The sequence below is a fragment of the Clavibacter vidaverae genome (genome assembly GCF_047529985.1).
GTDB classification, from domain to species: Bacteria; Actinomycetota; Actinomycetes; order Actinomycetales; family Microbacteriaceae; genus Clavibacter; species Clavibacter nebraskensis_A.
The window spans coordinates 1,068,962-1,087,410 of sequence record NZ_JBLJAM010000001.1 but is presented as its reverse complement, the minus strand read 5'-3'; the positions used below and the strand labels follow the sequence as shown (position 1 = coordinate 1,087,410).

Genomic DNA, 18,449 nt, shown 5'->3' with positions numbered 1-18,449 from the left:
TGTGGGCCCGACATGACGAACAGGCCCTGCTCCCGCGTCGGCTGCACCGGCGGCGCCACGACCACCCTCACCTACGTCTACGCGGACTCCATGGCCGTCCTCGGTCCCCTCAGCCACGACTCCGAGCCGCACAGCTACGACCTGTGCGACCGCCACGCGGCCCGCCTCTCGGCCCCGCAGGGCTGGCAGATCGTCCGGCACGGCGTGCTCGGTGAGGTAGGTTTCGGAGCATGACGACGACTGCCGCCGAGACGCTGACCGCCATCGTGAAGACCTACGACGTGCGAGGGCTCGTCGGGAGCCAGCTCACCGAGGAGCTGGTCACCGCCCTCGGTGCCGGCTTCGTCGACGAGCTCGGCGCCGCCGGCCGCGAGATCGTGGTCGGCCACGACATGCGCGACTCCTCGCCGTCCTTCGCGCAGGCGTTCGCCCGCGGCGCCACGGCCCGCGGCGGGGACGTCCTCCTCATCGGCCTCTGCTCCACGGACGAGACCTACTTCGCGTCGGGATCCCTCGACGCCCCCGCGGTCATGTTCACCGCGAGCCACAACCCGGCCACCTACAACGGCCTCAAGTTCTCCCGCGCGGGCGCCCAGGGCATCAGCCTCGACACGGGCCTCGCGGCCATCCGCGACCGCGCCGTCGGCTTCCTCTCGGACGGCATCGCGCCCGTCGAGCCCGCGGGCGAGGTGCGCGAGCGCGACGTGCTCGCCGACTACGCGGGCTACCTCCGCCAGCTCGTCGACCTCTCCGGCATCCGCCCGCTGCGCGTCGTCGTCGACGCGGGCAACGGCATGGGCGGCATGACCGTCCCCGCCGTGCTCGGCACCGCGGCCGGCCTCCCCGAGCTGCCCATCGAGATCATCCCGCTGTACTTCGAGCTCGACGGCACCTTCCCGAACCACGAGGCGAACCCGCTCGAGCCCGCCAACCTGGTCGACCTGCAGAAGGCGGTCCTCGAGCACGGCGCCGACCTCGGCCTCGCCTTCGACGGCGACGCGGACCGCTGCTTCGTCGTGGACGAGAAGGGCCAGGCGGTCACGCCCAGCGCCGTCGCGGCCATCGTCGCACTCCGCGAGATCTCGCGCGTCAAGGCGCAGTCGCCGGAGGACGCGGTCACGGTGCTGCACAACCTCATCACCTCGCGCATCGTGCCCGAGACGATCGAGGCGGCGGGCGCCACGGCGGTCCGCACGCGCGTCGGCCACTCGCTCATCAAGGACCAGATGGCCGCCACGGGCGCCGTCTTCGGCGGCGAGCACTCCGCGCACTACTACTTCCGCGACTTCTGGGGCGCCGACAACGGCATGCTCGCGGCCATGCACCTGCTCGCCGAGTTCGGCCAGAGCGAGGGCCTCATGTCCGACCTCTCCGCGCGCTACACGCCGTACGCGCTCTCGGGCGAGATCAACAGCACGGTCGACGACGTGCCCGCCGCGTACGAGCGCATCGTCGAGGCCTTCCGCGGCCGCGGCGAGTTCGACGAGCTCGACGGCCTCACGGTCGACGGCCCGGTCGACGACGACGGCGCGTTCTGGTGGTTCAGCGTCCGCCCCTCGAACACCGAGCCGCTCCTGCGCCTCAACGTCGAGGCGTCGACCGAGGAGCGCATGGCCGCCCTCCGCGACGAGCTCCTGGGGCTGATCCGCGGGGCCTGATCCCGTCACCCGCACCATCCCGACGCCGCGTCCCTCCTCGAGGGGCGCGGCGTCGTCGTACGCCCGGGCGCGTGATCGGGGCATACCCCTGGGGGGTTCCCTTCCATACCCTCCGGGGGTACCATCGAGGGAGAACGGAGGTGGCCGCCATGGTCGGGTACAGCGAGGGCAAGGACGACATCCTCAAGCGGCTGCGGCGCGCGGAGGGCCAGGTGCGCGGGATCGAGCGCATGGTCGAGTCCGACGCGTACTGCATCGACGTGCTCACGCAGGTGTCGGCCGTCACGCGCGCCATGGAGACCGTGGCCCTCAAGCTGCTCGACGACCACCTCGCCCACTGCCTCGCCGAGGCCGCGCGCGAGGGCGGCCAGGTCGCCGACGACAAGGTGCGCGAGGCCTCCGCGGCCATCGCGCGGCTCGTCCGGTCCTGATCCGCCCGCGCCCCATCGACATCGCACGACACGAAGGAGACCCCATGACCACCACGACCTTCCCCGTCACCGGAATGACCTGCGCGCACTGCGTCGCGAGCGTCACCGAGGAGGTCGGCGAGCTGCCGGGCGTCGCGTCCGTCGCCGTCGACCTCGTGGTGGGCGGCGCGTCCACCGTCACCGTCGAGAGCGACGGCCCGCTCGACCCGGAGGCCGTGCGCGCCGCGGTCGACGAGGCCGGGTACGTCGCGGAGGTCTGACATGGCCGACCCCGCATCCGGCTCCGCGCCCGCTGCGGATGCCGTCGCCGCCTCGGCCGAGGAGGGCGCCGTGCTGACCCGCGTCGACCTCGACGTGCAGGGCATGACGTGCGCGTCGTGCGCCATGCGGATCGAGCGCAAGCTCGGCCGGATGCCCGGGGTCGAGGCCGCCGTCAACTACGCGACGCACCGCGCGCGCGTGCAGCTGCCCGCGGGCACGAGCGTCGAGGACGCGATCCGCACCATCGAGCGCACGGGGTACCGCGCGTCGGAGCGCGCCGCGTGGGGGAGCGGGGCGGCGGAGGACGTCGCGCCCGCTCCGGTCGCGCATGTGCCGGTCGCGCCCGCGGCTCCGACCGCTGAGACCGCCGATGCCGCTGAGCCCGCGGATCGCGCGCCCGCCCCGGCACCCGTGGATCCCGCCCGCCGCGACGCCGTCCCCGCCCGCCGCCCCGACGCCGACGAGCTCGCGCTCCGGCAGCGGCTCGTCGTCTCCGGCGCGCTCACCGTCCCCGTCTTCCTCATGGCGATGATCCCCGCGCTCCAGTTCGACGACTGGCAGTCGCTGTCCCTCGCGCTCGCCGCGCCCGTCGCGGTGTGGGGCGCGTGGCCGTTCCACCGCTCGGCGGCCGTGAGCGCGCGCCACGGCGGCGTGGGCATGGACACGCTCGTGAGCATCGGCGTCGCGGCCGCCTTCCTGTGGTCGCTCTACGCGCTCTTCCTCGGCGACGCGGGCGAGCCCGGCATGCGCATGACCATGAGCCTCGTGGGCTCGCCCGGCGGCGGATCCGGCGACGTGTACCTCGAGGTCGCCGCGGCCGTCACCGTGTTCCTCCTCGGAGGGCGCTACCTGGAGGCGCGGGCCGCCCGCGCGTCCGGCGCCGCCCTCGCGGCGCTCCTCGACCTCGCCGCGAAGGACGTGGCCGTCGTGCGCGACGGCGTCGAGCGGCGGATCCCCATCGGCGCGCTCCGCGTCGACGAGGAGTTCGTCGTGCGGCCGGGAGAGCGCATCGCGACCGACGGCGTGGTCGTCGACGGATCCAGCGCGGTCGACCGCTCGCTCCTCACGGGCGAGTCGCTGCCCGAGGAGGTCGGCCCCGGCGACGACGTCACGGGCGCGACCCTCAACGCCGGCGGCCGCCTCCTCGTGCGCGCCACGCGCGTGGGGGAGGAGACCCGGCTCGCCCGCATGGCCGCGCTCGTGGAGGAGGCGCAGACCGGCAAGGCCCGGATCCAGCGCCTCGCCGACCGCGTCTCGGCCGTCTTCGTGCCCGTCGTGCTCGTGCTCGCCCTCGGCACGCTCGTCGGCTGGCTGCTGCTCGGCTTCCCGCCCGAGGCCGCGTTCACCGCCGCCGTCGCGACGCTCATCATCGCCTGCCCGTGCGCCCTCGGGCTCGCGACGCCGACCGCGCTCCTCGTGGGCACGGGGCGCGGCGCGCAGCTCGGGATCCTCATCACCGGCCCCGAGGTGCTCGAGTCCACCCGCCGGATCGACACCGTGCTGCTCGACAAGACCGGCACGGTCACGACGGGCGTCATGTCGCTCGTGTCCGCCGTCCCCGCGTCCGGCGTCGACGCCGACGAGCTCGTGCGCGTCGCCGCCGCCCTCGAGGCGCGGTCGGAGCACCCGGTCGCGCGGGCCGTCGTCGAGGCCGCGGGCAGCGGATCCACGCCGTCCGTCGAGGGCTTCGTCGCGACCGCGGGCCTCGGCGTCCACGGCGTGGTCGACGGCCGCGCGGTCGCCGTGGGGCGCCCGTCGTGGCTCGCCGACGGGTGGGCCGCGGAGCCCGACGCCGCGCTCGCCGAGGCCCTGCGCGCAGCCGAGGCCGCCGGATCCACCGTGGTCGCGGTGGCGTGGGACGGCGGCGTCCGCGGGATCCTCGCCGTCGCGGACACCGTGAAGCCCACGAGCGCCGAGGCCGTCCGCCGCATCCGCGCGCTCGGACTGCGGCCGGTCCTCCTCACGGGCGACACCGCGGGCGCCGCGCAGCGCGTCGCCGCCGAGGTCGGCATCGACGAGGTCATCGCGGGCGTCCTCCCCGAGGGCAAGCTCGACGCCGTGCGCCGCCTCCAGGCCGAGGGCCGTGTGGTCGCGATGGTCGGCGACGGCGTGAACGACGCGGCCGCGCTCGCGCAGGCCGACCTCGGCATCGCGATGGGCACGGGCACCGACGCGGCCATCGAGGCGGGCGACATCACCATCGTCCGCGGCGACCTCGTGCTCGTCGCCGACGCCGTGCGCCTCGCCCGCCGCACCCTCGGCACCATCCGCGGCAACCTGTTCTGGGCCTTCGCGTACAACGCGGCGGCGATCCCCGTCGCCATGCTCGGGCTCCTCAACCCGCTGGTCGCGGGGCTCGCGATGGCGCTGTCGTCCGTGTTCGTCGTCACGAACAGCCTGCGCCTGCGCTCCTTCCGCTAGCCCGTCGCCGCCCGCCCGGCCGTCATCCACGGCCGGGCGTCACGCGTCGGATGCGAGACTGGACGCATGACCCTGCTCCCGGAAGCCACGTCCACCGCTCTGCCCTTCCGCGTCGCCGACCTCTCCCTCGCGGAGTCCGGACGCCACCAGATCCGCCTCGCCGAGAACGAGATGCCCGGCCTCATGGCCCTCCGCGAGGAGTTCGGCGCCTCGCAGCCGCTCGCAGGCGCGCGCATCGCCGGATCCATCCACATGACCGTGCAGACGGCCGTCCTCATCGAGACCCTCACGGCCCTCGGCGCGCAGGTGCGCTGGGCGAGCTGCAACATCTTCTCCACGCAGGACGAGGCCGCCGCCGCCGTCGCCGTGGGCACCGGGACGCCGGACGCGCCCGCGGGCGTGCCCGTCTTCGCCTGGAAGGGCGAGACGCTCGAGGAGTACTGGTGGTGCACCGAGCAGATCTTCGACTGGTCGGGCGAGGCGCAGGCCGCGGACGCCGACTGGACGGGCCCGAACATGATCCTCGACGACGGCGGCGACGCCTCGCTCTTGGTGCACAAGGGCCGCGAGTACGAGCTCTCGGGCGTCGTGCCCGAGACGCCCGAGGACGCGAGCCACGAGTACCGCGTCATCCTCGACACCCTCCGCCGCAGCGTCGCCGCCTCCACCGACCGCTGGACCCGTGTGGCCGCCGACATCCAGGGCGTCACCGAGGAGACCACCACGGGCGTCCACCGCCTGTACGAGCTGGCGCGCGACGGCGAGCTGCTGTTCCCCGCGATCAACGTCAACGACTCGGTCACCAAGAGCAAGTTCGACAACAAGTACGGCATCCGCCACTCGCTGCCCGACGGCCTCAACCGCGCCACCGACGTCCTCATCGGCGGCAAGGTCGCGTTCGTCGTCGGCTACGGCGACGTGGGCAAGGGCGCGGCCGAGGCGCTGCGCGGCCAGGGCGCGCGCGTCATCGTCTCCGAGGTCGACCCCATCTGCGCGCTGCAGGCGGCGATGGACGGCTACCAGGTCGCGCGCCTCGAGTCGGTCATCGACCAGGTCGACATCCTGGTCACCGGCACGGGCAACGTCGACGTCGTGCGCGTCGAGCACATCGAGCGCATGAAGCACCAGGCCATCATCGCCAACGTCGGCCACTTCGACAACGAGATCGACATGGCCGGCCTCGAGCGCCTCCCGGGCGTCGAGAAGGTCGAGATCAAGCCGCAGGTGCACGAGTGGCGCCTGCCGTCCGGCCGCAGCGTGCTCGTGCTGTCCGAGGGCCGCCTGATGAACCTCGGCAACGCCACCGGCCACCCCTCGTTCGTGATGAGCAACTCGTTCACGAACCAGGTGCTCGCGCAGATCGAGCTATGGGTCCGCAACGACCAGTACCCGATCGGCGTGTACGTGCTGCCGAAGCACCTCGACGAGAAGGTCGCGCGCCTGCACCTCGACGCGCTCGGCGTGGAGCTCACCGAGCTGCGCCCCGAGCAGGCCGCCTACATCGGCGTCGCCGTCGAGGGGCCGTACAAGGTGGACCACTACCGGTACTGATCCCGGCCGATCCGTCCGACGCCGTCCGTCCCCTCCGCGGGGCGGGCGGCGTCGTCGCGTCAGGCGGGGGTGGATCCGTCGCGCGCCGGGAACGCGTGCGGCAGCCCCGCGAGGATCGGCTCGAGCGACGCCATGCGGTCGCGCTCCAGCATCAGGGCGCGGTGCTCGCGCTCGCGGCGGACGGCGCCGACGGCCATGACGAACGACTCGGGATCCGTGGCGGGCAGCGGCGAGACGTGCACCGCGGCCTCGTCGGCGAGCTCGGCGGCGAGGCGCGCGCGGGAGGCCGGGGTCATGGCCGCTCGCTGCGCCAGGAAGCGGGCGAGGCGGCGGCCGAGCGCGTCCGGCAGGCGGCCGACGTCGGCCTCGGACGCCCAGGCGACGAGGTGCGGAGGCACGGGCGGCAGGGGAGCGGGGTACGCGGGCACGCGCTCGTGCTGCGAGCGGGTGCCGGCCACGAGGTCGCCGAGGCGCTGGGCGCGTGGGCTGAGGAGGCCCACGAGCGCGGCCAGGCCGCCGAGCGTGAGGTAGACCTCGAGGATCCCGACGAGCGCCCGGGCGACCGCGTGCCGGAGGCCGATGCCGCCGCCGTCGGCCCGCACGATGCGCGCTCCGACGGCCCAACGCCCGAGCGACCGGCCACGCGACGCGACCTCGACCACGACGGGCAGCACGACGATCGCGAGCACGAGGGCGGCGATGGCGCACGCGGCGCCCGACGCCTCGTCGAGGACGCCGTCCGCGGCGAGCCGGCCGACGCTGAGCACGAGCAGGAGGCCCACGACGAGGGAGGCGATCACGTCGATCGCGGCGCCCGCGGCCCGCAGCACGAAGCCCGTGGGACGGACGTCGAGGGCGACGGCCTCGCCCACCACGAGCGCGTCGGGACCGTCCGAGTGGCTCGGGTCGTGCGCGTCGGCGGCCGCCATGCATATAGTCAAGCAGATGGACCTCGACGCCTACACCGCCGCCCACCGGGACGACTGGGACCGGCTCGCCCGCCTCGCCGGCCGGCGCCGGCTCACGGGACCGGAGGCCGACGAGCTCGTCGACCGGTACCAGGCGGGCGCGGCCGAGCTGTCCGCGATCCAGGCGGCGGCCGGATCCACCGCGCAGGGCGATCGGCTCTCCGTCGCGCTCTCGCGGGCCCGGATGCGCTTCACCGGGCAGACCACCAACGTCGCGTCGCGCATCCCGGCGTTCTTCGCGGTCGACCTGCCGGCGGCGCTGTACCGGATCCGCTGGCTCACGCTCGCGGTCGCCCTCGCCTCGATCGCCCTCATCGCGCTCTACGCCACGTGGATCCTCCGCGACCCCGCCACGATCGCGAGCGTCGGCAGCGACGCCGACCTCCGGAGGTACGTGGACGACGAGTTCGTCGACTACTACAGCTCGAACCCCGCCGCGTCGTTCACCGGCCAGGTCTGGACGAACAACGCGTGGATCGCCGCGCAGTGCGTGGCCTTCGGGATCACGGGGCTGTGGGTGCCGTACGTGCTGCTGCAGAACGCGCAGGGCATCGGGACGACGACGGCCGTCATGTTCCACTACGGCGAGGGCGGCACGTTCTTCTCCTACATCCTCCCGCACGGCCTGCTGGAGCTCACGGCGATCTTCGTGGCCGCGGCCGCGGGACTCCGCATCGCGTGGGCGTGGATCGCGCCCGGCGCCCGCACGCGCGGCCAGGCGCTCGCCGAGGACGGGCGCGCGCTCATCACGGTGGCGATGGGGCTCGTGCTCGTGCTGCTGGCCTCCGGGATCATCGAGGGCTTCGTGACGCCGCAGCCGTGGCCCGTGCCGCTCAAGATCGCGATCGGCGCCGCCGCGCTCGGGGCGTTCCTCTTCTACATGGTCGTCGTGGGCGGCCGGGCGGTGCGCGCGGGCGCGACGGGCGACCTGGACGAGTTCGAGGCGGGCGGCCGGCGGATCGTCGCGGGCTGAGCCCGTCCGGATCCGCCGGCCGCCCGCCTCGCGGGTCGTGCCGGGTGCGGGTCAGCCCGCCGGGTCGACGTCCGCCTCGAGCGGCGTCGCCGTCACCGAGGTGCCGACGTGCAGGCGGAAGGCGCCGGGCTCGCGCCGCCAGCCGCCGTCCCAGTGCTCGAAGGCGCGGGCGCCCACGGCGACCGCCACCTCGGCGGACGCGCCCGCCTCCAGCTCCACGGCCGCGAAGCCCGCGAGCCAGCGGACCGGGCGGTCGACCGCGGATCCCGCGCGCGACAGGTAGGCCTGCACGACCTGCTTGCCAGCTCGGGCGCCCGTGTTCGTGACGGTGACGGTCGCGGTGATCCCGCCCGCGCCGTCCTCCGCGACCCGCAGGTCGTCCATCGCGTGCGTCGTGTAGCCGAGGCCGTGGCCGAACGGGTACGCGGGCGTCGCGCCGGAGCGGAGCCAGGCGCGGTAGCCGACGTGGATCCCCTCGTCGTAGACCACCTTCCCGTCGACCGGCGTGACGCTCGTCACGGGCACGTCCTCCTCGGCCGCGGGCCACGTGGTGGGGAGGCGGCCGCCGGGCTCGACGGCACCGAACAGCACGTCCGCGAGGGCGCCGCCGAACTCCTGGCCGCCGAACCACGCGAGGAGCAGCGCCTGCACGTCGTCGCGCCAGGGGAGGAGCACGGGGGATCCGGAGTTGACGACCACGACCGTGCGCGGGTTCGCGGCGGCCACGCGGCGCACCAGCTCGTCCTGGCGGCCGGGGAGCGCGAGCGAGTCGCGGTCGAAGCCCTCGGACTCGACCTGCGCGTTGGTGCCGACGACGACGATCGCGACGTCCGCGCCGGTCGCAACGGCGACGGCCTCGTCCAGCAGGCGCTCCGGCTCCGACTCGTCGGCCTCGAGGCCGACCGTGATGCCGAGGATCCCGGCGAGGCCGCCGGGCATGCTGGTCAGCTCGAACGCGACCTTGAGGTCCACCGGCTGCCCGGCGACGGCGGCGAGGGTCGCGGAGATCGACGGCGGCGACATGAGGCTCGCGCCGAGGTCCCTGCCGACGGGGGCGGCGCCGTCCTCGCGGAGCAGCTCGCCGTCGGCGTAGACGCGGCCGCGGCCGGTGGCGCTGAAGCCGAACAGCACGTCGCCGGTCTCCGCCGGGGTCCAGCGCGTCGTGATCTCGATGACCGCGGCCGTGCCGGTGGGCGCGTCGCCGCCGAAGTACATGAGGGTGGTCGCGCGGCGGTCCTCTGCGAAGATCTCGCCGCCGTCCGCGTCGAGGAAGCGCACGAGGGCGCCGGGCTCGCCCGTGCGGGGGTTCCGGATCTCCGCGAGCGGCAGCTCCTGGATCCCCTTCTGCACGACCGCGCCGCGCGCGTACCGCACCTCGACGCCGTCGCCGAGGGCGTCGCGGATCCCGTCGAGCGGTGTCACCACGTGCTGCGGGATGACGGTCGCGCTGCCGCCGCCCTGCGTGCGCGCCTCGACCGCGTTGTGGCCGATGACGGCGACGGTGCGGAGGGCCGAGGCGTCCAGCGGCAGGGAGGCGTCCTCGTTGCGCACGAGCACGGTGCCGGCCGCGGCGGCCGTGCGCGCGAAGGCGACGCCGTCCTCGACCGCGACGGGCGCGGGCACGACGGCCTCGAAGCCCTCGAGCGCGCCGACGCGGGCGGCGAGGCGGAGGATCCGGACCACCTTGCGGTCGACGTCGGACTCGGGCACGCGGCCGTCGCGGACGGCCGCGAGGAGCGCGTCGCCCCAGGCGCCGACGGGGCCGGGCATCTCCAGGTCCTGCGACGCGCGTGCGGCGTCCACGCTGCGGACGCCCGTCCAGTCGCTGATCACCACGCCGTCGAAGCCCCACTCGGAGTTGAGCGGCGTCTCGAGCAGGTCGTTCTCCGTCGACGTGACCCCGTTGATGGAGTTGTACGAGCTCATCACGAGCCACGCGCGCGACTCGACCACGGCCTTCTCGAACGCGGCGAGGTACAGCTCGCGGAGCGCCCGCTCGGAGACGACGCTGTCGGCCGTGAAGCGGTCGGTCTCGTACTCGTTGGCGACGTAGTGCTTCGGCGTCGCGCCGACGCCGTTCTCCTGCACGCCGCGCACGTAGGCGGCGGCGAGGTCGGCCGTGAGCAGCGGATCCTCGCTGAAGGCCTCGAAGTGCCGCCCGCCGTAGGGCGAGCGGTGCAGGTTGATGGTCGGGCCGAGCACGACGTCGACGCCCTTGCGGCGCGCCTCGACCGCGGAGGCGCGGCCGTAGCGCGCGGCGATCCCGGTGTCCCAGCTGGAGGACAGCGCGGACGCCGAGGGCAGGTTGAGCGAGGGCGAGCGCTCGTCCCAGACCTCGCCGCGCACGCCGCTCGGGCCGTCGGAGACGAGCAGGCGGCGGAGACCGATCCCCTCCACGGGCCACGTCGTCCAGAAGTCGCGGCCCGTGAGGAGCTGCACCTTCTGCTCGAGCGTGAGGCGGGAGGCGAGCTCCTCGAGCGCCGCGGTGTCGGGGTCGAGCGGGCTGGGGGCGTCGTGCGGGTCCATGGGTGCTCCTCGGGGGACGTCGGCGTCGGGTCGATCCTGCTCGTGCGGCGCGCTCATCGGACGCCCTTCACGCGGAACGCGGCGGCCGCGCCGAGGACGCCGGCCGCGGCGCCCGCGAGGAAGAGGCCCGGGTAGCCGAAGGCCCCGACGACGCCGCCCGCGGCGGTGGGCACGAGCGACTGCGGCAGAGCCTGCGCGATGTTGACGACGCCGAGGTCCTTGCCGTTGTCGGAGTCGCTCGGCAGCACGTCGGTGATGAGCGCGAGGTCCACCGCGTAGAAGGAGCCGATGCCCGCGCCGATCACGAGCTGCGCGGCGTAGACGACCGCGAGGCTGGGGGCGAGGGCGAGGATCACGAGGCCGACGACCGCGACGAGCGCCGCGACCGCGACGAACACCTTGCGGCGGCCGAGCCGGTCGCTCAGCCAGCCGGCGACGAAGGTCGTGGCGACCACGCCGATCACGTTGAAGAGCGTCGCCACGAACACGGCGTTCGCGACGTCGGCCTCCGCGACCCCGAGGTCGTCGATGAGGTACAGCGCGAGGTAGTTGGTCGCGGTGACGGCGGACGCCGTGAGGAGGAAGCGCATGAGCCACGCCCAGCCGAAGTCGGGGTTGCGGCGCGGGTCGAAGACGAAGGAGCCGAGCAGCTCCTTCGCGCTGAGGCGCGTGGCGGGCCGGTCGGCGAGCACGCGGTCGCGGAACAGGAGCGCGAAGGCGACCACCACGATCACGCCGATGGCGCCGGGCACGAGCACCTGCTGGGTGGTGGTCGTGAACAGCTGCACGATGAAGGTGCCGACCACGAGCGAGCCGTTCTGCGCGACGCCCACGGCGGCGGCGACGCGGCCGCGGTGGCGGGGGCGCGCGGAGTCGGCCATGACGGCGATGAGCGCGGCGATCGCGGCGTTGAAGCACGCCTGCACGAGCATCCACGCGCCGACGAGCGCGAGCACGGTCGTCGCCTGGGTGAGCAGGAACAGGGCGCCGTAGCCGAGGACGACGCCGCCGATGATCCACGGGCGGCGCATGCCGAACCGGCCGGGCGTGCGGTCGGAGAGGCGCCCGGCGAGCGGGTTGACCACGAGGGCCACGAGCGCACCGAGGCCGAGCACGAGGCTGAGGGTGCCGGCCGTGCTGTCCGGCGCCACCTCGGCGACCTTGAGCGCGAGCGACACGATGATGGGCGGGAGCAGCGCCACGAAGAGGCCCAGGAGCGCGATGGGCATCCCGATCTCGGCCCGGCGCGACCCGGGTGGGCGGGCGCCCTCCGGGATCACGTGGTGGACGCGCGACGCGTCCTCGCTCTGCTGCTGTCGGACTGCGTCGGCCACTCTGCCTCCTGGTGTCGGGCCGCCCTCGTCGGCGGCACGGCACGACGGTAGCACGCAAAACCGACCCTCGGTAGGTATTGGTGGACGGCGCGGATCGCTAGGGTCGAGGCATGGCAGGGGCAGAGGGTCCGCGGCGCTACGCCAAGGGGGCGACCCGGCGACGCGAGATCCTCGAGGCCGCGCTGACCCTCATCGCCGAGCGGGGCTACTCCGCGTCGTCCCTGCAGGAGATCGCCGACGCGGTCGGGATCAGCAAGGCCGGCGTCCTGCACTACTTCGACTCGCGCGAGGCGCTCATCGCGGCCGTGCTCGAGGAGCGCGACGCGGCCTCCGCGGCCGACTACCGCCGGGCGCTGCCGGACGCGGATCCCGCCGACATGGTGGGCATGCTGCTGCGCGCGAGCGCGCACAACGCGGAGACGCCCGGCCTCGTCGCGCTCTACTCCCGCCTCGTGGTGGACGCCGCCGGCGCCGAGCACCCCGCGCACGCGTACATCGCCGGCCGCTACGCCCGCGTCGTGGGCGCCGTCGCCGACCAGGTGCGCGCGCTCGACGTGGAGCTGCCCGCCGGGCTCGACGCCGACTCCTTCGCGCGCCTCGCGGTCGCGGTGAGCGACGGGCTGCAGCTGCAGTGGAGCTACCGGCCCGAGATCGACATGCGCGACGCGCTCGAGCGGGCCATCCGCGCGCTGAGCGGCGGGGTGCTCCCGCTGCCGGCGGCGGATCCCGTCGCGCCGGCCGCGGCGCGCGCCTGAGCGGCCGGGAGCCGTTCGACCGCTCGGCCCCCGGCCTCAGAGCCGCCCGGTGGCCTTCAGCCGGATGTAGCGGTCGGCGAGCGCGGGCGGCAGGTCGGCGGGCGCGCCCGTGACGACGTCTGCCCCGAGCCGGCGCACGGCCGCCTCGACGCGCGCCACGTCGAGGAGCGCGCGCTCGGCGGCCGCGGCCCGGTAGACGGCGGCGCGGCCGGAGCGGTCGGCGGCGCGCGCGGCGAGGCCCGGATCCACCACCGCGGCGACCAGCACGTGGTGCGTGCGCGTGAGCTGCGGCAGCACCTGCAGGAGCGCGCGCGAGCTGCCGGGGGAGTCGATGGCCGTGAGCAGCACCACGAGCGAGCGCTGGGACACGATGCGGCGCACGAGCGCGGGCACGGCGCTCCAGTCGGTCTCGAGGATCTCGGGATCCACGGGCGCGAGCGCGTCGACCATGCGCGAGACGACGTCGCCGCCGGATCCCGCTCGGACGCGCGCCCGGACGCGGCGGTCGTGCGCGACGAGGTCCACCCGGTCGCCCGCGCGCGTGGCGAGGGCGGCGAGCAGCAGCGACGCCTCGAAGGCGGTGTCGAGCCGCGTCTCGTCCTGGATCCGGCCCGCGGCCGTGCGCCCCGTGTCGAGCACGATCACCACGCGCCGATCCCGCTCGGGGCGCCAGGTGCGCACCACCACGTCCTGCCGGCGGGCGGTCGCGCGCCAGTCGATCGAGCGCACGTCGTCGCCGCGCACGTAGTCGCGCAGGCTGTCGAACTCGGTGCCCTGGCCGCGGACCATGAGCGCGGTGCGGCCGTCGAGCTCGCGCAGGCGGGCGAGGCGGGAGGGCAGGTGGCGGCGCGAGCGGAACGGCGGGAGGACCCGGACGGCGCCGGGGGCCAGGAGCGTCGCCTGGCGCGCGGCGAGGCCGAGCGGGCCGGCGGAGCGGATCGTGACGCGCTCGGTGCGGCGCTCGCCGCGGCGCGTGGGCGTGAGGGTCAGGCGGATCGCGCGGCGCTCGCCCGCGGGGATCCGCACCCGGTCGCGCGTGGAGGACGCGCCCGCCGACGGCTGCCAGGCGTCGCGGACCACGGCGCGCAGCGTGCGCGACCCGCGGTTCGTCATGAGCAGCACGCTCTCGCCGGTCTCGTCGAGCCGGATCCGCGCGGGCAGGCTGCGCTCGAGCGCCACGGCCCGCGGGCTCGCGGCCAGCGCCAGGTCGAGGGCCACGAGCAGGGCGGCCAGGAGGATCCACCCGGCGAGCAGCGCGTACGCTGCGTCGGACCCGTCGCCGAGCACGACGAGCGGCGCGATCCCCAGGAGGAGGAGCGCGACGGCGCGGCCGGTGAGGGCCATCTAGCGGCGCGCCACTAGATCGGCACCTGCACCTGCGCCATGACGCCGCGCAGGACGGCGTCGACCGAGACGCCCTCGAGCTCCGCCTCGGGTCGCAGCGCGATGCGGTGGCGCAGCACGGGCAGCACCATCTCCTGCACGTGGTCGGGCGTGACGGCGTCGAAGCCGCTCAGCCACGCCCACGCGCGGCTCGCGGCGAGCAGGCTCGTGGATCCGCGCGGCGACACCCCGAGCTGCACCGACGGCGAGCGGCGGGTCGCCCGCGCCAGGTCGACCATGTAGGCGAGCACGTCGGCGCCCACGCGCACCTCGCGGACGGCGGCCTGCGCGCGGTGCAGCCCGTCGGCGTCGAGGACGGGACGGACGCCCGCGGCATCGAGGTCGCGCGGGTCGAAGCCCGCGGAGTGGCGGCGGAGCACCTCGACCTCGGCGTCGCGCTCGGGCAGGTCGAGCACGAGCTTCAGCAGGAAGCGGTCGAGCTGCGCCTCGGGCAGCGTGTAGGTGCCCTCGTACTCGACGGGGTTCTGCGTGGCCGCGACGAGGAAGGGATCCGGCAGCGCGTGGCTCTCGCCGTCGACCGTGACCTGCCGCTCCTCCATCGCCTCGAGCAGCGCCGACTGCGTCTTCGGCGGCGTGCGGTTGATCTCGTCGGCCAGCAGGATGCTCGTGAACACGGGACCGCGCCGGAACGAGAACGCGCCCTCGCGGGAGTCGTAGACGAGGGATCCGGTGATGTCGCCCGGCATGAGGTCGGGCGTGAACTGCACGCGCGCGGTGTCGAGGCGGAGGGCGTGGCTGAGCGAGCGCACGAGCAGCGTCTTCGCGACGCCGGGCACGCCCTCGAGGAGCACGTGGCCGCGTGCGAGGAGGGCGATGATCATGCCCGTCACGGCGCCGTCCTGCCCGACGACGGCCTTCCCGACCTCGGTCCGGACGGCGAGCAGGCTGGTGCGGAGGTCGTCGGTCATGGATCCATTCTCCTGGTGGGGTCGGCGGCGCGGGCGACGCGGCGCTCGAGCGCGGCGAGGCGCCCGGCGAGGTCGACGAGGTCGCGGTCGGTGCGGGGGCGGGCGTCGAGCAGGAGGTCGCGGATCGCGCCCGGGTCCTCGGCGAGCGCGGCGGCGGACGCGGCCACGACGTCGTCGACGGACGCGAGGCGGCCGAGCGCGAGCGACGTCGCGATGCGGTCGACCGTGCCGACGCGCAGCGCGTCGAGCGCGTGCTCGCGCGCGTCGGCCCGCTGGTAGAGGCGCGCGCGGCCCTCGGCGGTCTCGTCGGCGCGCACCACGACGGGCAGGCGCTCCACCACGAGCGGCCCGAAGCGGCGGCCGCGCCACACGGCGGCGGCGAGGGCGGCGGCGCCCAGCAGCAGGATCGCCGGGGTCACCCAGCCCGGCGTCAGCTCGCCGAGCGTGGGCGGCGCGTCACCTGCGGCGTCGTCGGGCGACGGCGTGTACCAGACGAGCCGGGGCCGCTCGCCGAGCACGCCGAGCGCGAGGGCGGCGGATCCCTGCTCCGCGATGCGGTCGTTCGTGAGGATCGGGTCGGCGCCGAGCACGGTCACGGTGCCGCCGGGCGCGAGCGGCGCCGGGACCCGGAGCAGCGCGAACGCGTCGCCCGTGTCGTCGGGGAAGCACGTGACGGCGTCCGACGCGTCGTCGCCGATGTAGCGGAACACGGGCGCGTCGTCGGGCACGGATCCCGCCGCCTGCGCGGCCGGCAGCGCGCACCGGGCGTCGAGGGCGCGATCGGCGGACTCGGCCGCGCCGCCCGCCGCGACGTCGGGCGCGATCGCCCGCAGCGTGCGGAAGTCGGGGGCGAGGAGCACGGTGCGGGTGGAGAGGCGGCCGACCTCCGCGAGCCGGTCGTCGTCGAGCCGGTCGGACGTGGGGCCGAGCACGAGGGTCGCGTCGTCGGCGTCCCCGACGGCCGCGCGCGCCTCGGCGAGCGTGGTGGCGAGCGTGACGTCCACGCCCCGGTCCCCGAGGACCCGCGCGAGCGCCTGCATGCCGCCGGGCGCCGGGCTGTCGGGGGCGAGCCGCTCGCCCTGCCGCGCGGCGCCGCCGACCGCGAGCGACGCCACCGCGACGAGGACCGCGAGGGCGGCCAGCGCGATCCACGTTCCGGCGCGGCGCAGCGCCTGGCCCGGCGTCCGGGTCTCTGCGGGCGCGACGTCGGCGCGCGCGACGGCGTCGGCGGCGGGCGCGGGCGCGGGCGCGCTCACACGGCCCCCGCGCCCACGGGCTCGCGCCGCGCGGGCACGGCCGTCCGGAGCTCCCCGTCGAGCGCGACGAGGCGGTCGACCATCTCCTCGGTGCCCGGGCGGCCGAGGTACCGCACGGCGTCGAAGTCGTCGGCCGCGGCGACCAGGCGCGCGGCGTGGCCGGGGTGGGCGGATCCCGCGCGCCGGGCGAACCCGCGGGCGGTGGTGCCGGGATCCACCGCCACGATCGTGCGCTCGGCCTGCTCGCGCGCGATGGCCCGGAACAGGTCGGACGCCGCCGCCGTGAGGTCGCCGGCGCGCCGGGCCGCGGCGGCCGCACGGCGCAGCTCCTCCGCCGAGCGCCGGTCGTCGGATCCGAACAGCCCGTCGCCGCGCTGGGCGGCCCGGCGCCTGCGGTCGCGTCGCGGTGCCCCGAACACGAGGAAGGCGACGACCACCGCCAGGAGGACGAGCGCCCCGATCACCACGGGCGCGAGATCCGCGAGCCCGCCGCCCGTGCCCTGGAGCAGCCGGGCGAGCCAGTCGGCCACGGCCTGCGCCGCGAGGTCGAGCGCGTTCGGGCGGGCGGCCTCGTACTCGGGCTTCGCCAGCTCGTCGAGGAGGAGGCGGCGCGCGTCGTCGGCGTCCGGATCCAGGGGGACGGCGGCCGCGCGCGCGACCGCCGCGAGGAGGGGGGCGCCGGTCACGCGCGTCCCGGGCCGCCCGCGGGCGCCTGGTACGGGTCGCGGGCGTCGGGCCCGGTGGCGGATGCCGCACCGGCCGCGCGCTCCTCCGCGAAGCGCGCGAGCTCGAGGTCGAGGCCCTCGCGCCGCATCCGCAGGTCGATGTAGACGATGGCCGCGTTCGCCGAGGTGACGATCGCGCCGATGCTGCCGATCACGACGCTCACCACGACCGTGAGCAGCTGCATCGCGATGTAGAAGACCACGGACGCGTCGAAGGTCTGGAAGTCGAGCTGGCCGTTGGGGAAGAGCACGGTCTGCAGGATCGAGGTGATCAGGGAGAGCGGCACCGTGACGACGTTGGTGGCCGCGGAGACGATCACGCCCGTGAGCAGCAGGATCCCCAGCACGCGCCAGAACGACCCGATGGTCAGCGACCACGACCGCCGCGCGGCCTGGAACGGGCGCATCCGCTCGATCACGATGGCGCTCGGCACGAGCGACAGGCGCGTGGACACCCACACGGCGACCACCACGAGGCCCATCACCCCGAGCACGCCGACGACGATCCCGACCGCGACGCCCGCGCCGCCCGCGAGCACCAGGAGCGCGACGACGCCGGCGAGCACGCCGAACACGAGGGTCCAGGCGACCGTGACGAACAGGCTCCACAGCACGAGCGACCCGAGCCGCGGGCGCGCCAGGCGCCACAGCGCACGCATCCGGAGGCGCTCGCCGAGCGTGCCGCGCGCGACCTCGCTCGCGACGACGCCCTGCAGGAACGACGACGCGACGATCGACAGGACGAGCGTGACGATCGCGGCGATCACGACCGCGGCGACGCCGCCCGCGATGATCGGCCCCTGGTCCGCGTCGCGCGCGGAGACGATCCGGGAGACGACGAAGCCCGTCACGCCGCCGACGAGCGCGAGCGTGACGACGCCGACGACCCCCTGGATCAGCAGCGCGCTGCCCACCGTGGGACCGGGGTTCCTGCGCAGCGTCTGGAACGAGCCGGCGAGGATCGCGCCGAGGCCGAGCGGCCGGAGCGGGAGGAGGCCGGGCTTGGGCGGCGGGGTCCAGGCGGGAGCGGCACCCCAGCCGGGAGCCGGCGGGAGGGCCTGCCCGTACGCCGGCGCAGGAGCCGCAGGGGGACCGGCCGGCGAGCCCGGGGCCCCCGCGTCCTGGCCCCGTCGATCGGGATCCGGGGATCCGCCCTGCCCGGACGACGCGCCGCCCGGGGCCTGCCAGCTCTGGTCATCGGTCACAGTGAGCCAGCCTCCCACAGGCGCCCCGCGAAGTCCCGCGCCGGACGGACGGCGCGCGGGCGGCCGATCCCGC

Annotated in this window: 16 protein-coding genes; 8 read left to right on the top strand and 8 right to left on the bottom strand. The window is 75.5% G+C overall.

The features are described 5' to 3' along the window. Window positions 1–12: 12 nt before the first annotated feature. The 6 genes from ACMT9T_RS05040 (at window position 13) to ahcY (ending at window position 6,322) form a co-directional block, all read left to right on the top strand. Window positions 13–234, top strand: coding sequence for a DUF3499 family protein (locus ACMT9T_RS05040; RefSeq protein WP_015489735.1), 222 nt, complete (start codon window positions 13–15; stop codon window positions 232–234). Further along, window positions 231–1,658, top strand: coding sequence for a phosphomannomutase/phosphoglucomutase (locus tag ACMT9T_RS05035; RefSeq protein WP_414744518.1), 1,428 nt, complete (start codon window positions 231–233; stop codon window positions 1,656–1,658). Before ACMT9T_RS05040 ends, ACMT9T_RS05035 begins: the two co-directional genes overlap by 4 nt. 149 nt (window positions 1,659–1,807) lie before the next feature. Beyond that, window positions 1,808–2,089 (top strand): metal-sensitive transcriptional regulator, encoded by a 282-nt coding sequence (locus ACMT9T_RS05030; RefSeq protein ID WP_414744517.1) that lies wholly within the window; start codon window positions 1,808–1,810, stop codon window positions 2,087–2,089. A gap of 44 nt (window positions 2,090–2,133) precedes the next feature. Beyond that, a complete protein-coding gene (locus ACMT9T_RS05025) occupies window positions 2,134–2,349 on the top strand; it encodes a heavy-metal-associated domain-containing protein (protein ID WP_414744516.1) in 216 nt (71 codons plus the stop codon). A 1-nt stretch (window position 2,350) separates the two neighbouring features. After that, window positions 2,351–4,771 carry a heavy metal translocating P-type ATPase gene (locus ACMT9T_RS05020; RefSeq protein ID WP_414744515.1) on the top strand — a complete coding sequence of 807 codons (2,421 nt, stop codon included), beginning with the start codon at window positions 2,351–2,353 and terminating at the stop codon, window positions 4,769–4,771. A gap of 66 nt (window positions 4,772–4,837) precedes the next feature. Further along, on the top strand, window positions 4,838–6,322 hold the full coding sequence (ahcY, locus tag ACMT9T_RS05015; RefSeq protein ID WP_414744514.1) for an adenosylhomocysteinase: 1,485 nt from the start codon (window positions 4,838–4,840) through the stop codon (window positions 6,320–6,322). A 59-nt stretch (window positions 6,323–6,381) separates the two neighbouring features. Here ahcY and ACMT9T_RS05010 read toward each other — a convergent pair whose 3' ends face one another. Next, the gene (locus ACMT9T_RS05010) at window positions 6,382–7,251 is read right to left on the bottom strand and encodes an RDD family protein (RefSeq protein WP_414744513.1); all 870 of its coding nucleotides are present in this window, start codon (window positions 7,249–7,251) and stop codon (window positions 6,382–6,384) included. A 16-nt stretch (window positions 7,252–7,267) separates the two neighbouring features. Here ACMT9T_RS05010 and ACMT9T_RS05005 point away from each other — a divergent pair, with 16 nt between their 5' ends. Next, complete coding sequence (locus ACMT9T_RS05005) at window positions 7,268–8,263, top strand: stage II sporulation protein M (RefSeq protein WP_414744512.1); 996 nt, start codon at window positions 7,268–7,270, stop codon at window positions 8,261–8,263. 51 nt (window positions 8,264–8,314) lie between these two features. Here ACMT9T_RS05005 and ACMT9T_RS05000 read toward each other — a convergent pair whose 3' ends face one another. Next, complete coding sequence (locus tag ACMT9T_RS05000) at window positions 8,315–10,789, bottom strand: glycoside hydrolase family 3 protein (RefSeq protein ID WP_414744511.1); 2,475 nt, start codon at window positions 10,787–10,789, stop codon at window positions 8,315–8,317. Window positions 10,790–10,842: 53 nt separating this feature from the next. Then, the gene (locus ACMT9T_RS04995) at window positions 10,843–12,123 is read right to left on the bottom strand and encodes an MFS transporter (RefSeq protein WP_414744510.1); all 1,281 of its coding nucleotides are present in this window, start codon (window positions 12,121–12,123) and stop codon (window positions 10,843–10,845) included. 110 nt (window positions 12,124–12,233) lie between these two features. Here ACMT9T_RS04995 and ACMT9T_RS04990 point away from each other — a divergent pair, with 110 nt between their 5' ends. Beyond that, on the top strand, window positions 12,234–12,878 hold the full coding sequence (locus ACMT9T_RS04990; protein WP_414744509.1) for a TetR/AcrR family transcriptional regulator: 645 nt from the start codon (window positions 12,234–12,236) through the stop codon (window positions 12,876–12,878). Window positions 12,879–12,914: 36 nt separating this feature from the next. Here the strand turns inward: ACMT9T_RS04990 and ACMT9T_RS04985 are convergent, their stop codons facing one another. From ACMT9T_RS04985 to ACMT9T_RS04965, 5 genes are read right to left on the bottom strand one after another with little or no spacing between them, the layout of a single operon-like run. Beyond that, the gene (locus ACMT9T_RS04985; protein ID WP_414744508.1) at window positions 12,915–14,222 is read right to left on the bottom strand and encodes a DUF58 domain-containing protein; all 1,308 of its coding nucleotides are present in this window, start codon (window positions 14,220–14,222) and stop codon (window positions 12,915–12,917) included. A gap of 14 nt (window positions 14,223–14,236) precedes the next feature. Next, entirely contained in the window at window positions 14,237–15,190 is a 954-nt protein-coding gene (locus tag ACMT9T_RS04980) for an AAA family ATPase (RefSeq protein ID WP_414744507.1), read from the bottom strand. After that, complete coding sequence (locus ACMT9T_RS04975) at window positions 15,187–16,446, bottom strand: DUF4350 domain-containing protein (protein WP_414744506.1); 1,260 nt, start codon at window positions 16,444–16,446, stop codon at window positions 15,187–15,189. Before ACMT9T_RS04975 ends, ACMT9T_RS04980 begins: the two co-directional genes overlap by 4 nt. Then, window positions 16,443–17,132 carry a DUF4129 domain-containing protein gene (locus tag ACMT9T_RS04970; protein WP_414744505.1) on the bottom strand — a complete coding sequence of 230 codons (690 nt, stop codon included), beginning with the start codon at window positions 17,130–17,132 and terminating at the stop codon, window positions 16,443–16,445. Before ACMT9T_RS04970 ends, ACMT9T_RS04975 begins: the two co-directional genes overlap by 4 nt. After that, window positions 17,129–18,376 carry a DUF7847 domain-containing protein gene (locus ACMT9T_RS04965; protein ID WP_414744504.1) on the bottom strand — a complete coding sequence of 416 codons (1,248 nt, stop codon included), beginning with the start codon at window positions 18,374–18,376 and terminating at the stop codon, window positions 17,129–17,131. The genes ACMT9T_RS04970 and ACMT9T_RS04965 overlap by 4 nt, the downstream gene beginning before the upstream one ends. Between the last annotated feature and the right edge of the window lie 73 nt (window positions 18,377–18,449).